At 41.4% G+C, this 285-nt stretch carries 1 protein-coding gene; it reads left to right on the forward strand.

Annotated elements, in window-relative coordinates:
• A partial coding sequence (locus ACXAHM_RS26450) for a hypothetical protein (RefSeq protein ID WP_474967082.1) occupies positions 1–285 on the forward strand: 285 nt, incomplete at both ends.

Here is a 285-nt window from a genome sequence, read left to right on the forward strand (position 1 = left end):
AGTTCATGAAGTCATCTGCTTACAGAGAGTTGGGTAGTCGTGGCAGTGTTTTAGCTGCTTTGGAAATCGGCTTTACTCCAGAAACTTCTGATATGCCATTGGCTCGTGATCTAGCTTTGTATTACCTAGCAGAGCTGAAGCGTGTTTTAGCGCCTTTTCCAAATGAGCTTAGTCAAGCTAAAAAATCTATCAATTTTGCTATCTCTTTGCATCGTATCGAATTGGAAAGAAATGCAAAAGCCATGACACAGGCTTTGCCACTTCCCACAGATTATAATCAATCGG

The sequence above is a fragment of the Flammeovirga sp. AWQ4_249 genome, from assembly GCF_056161045.1.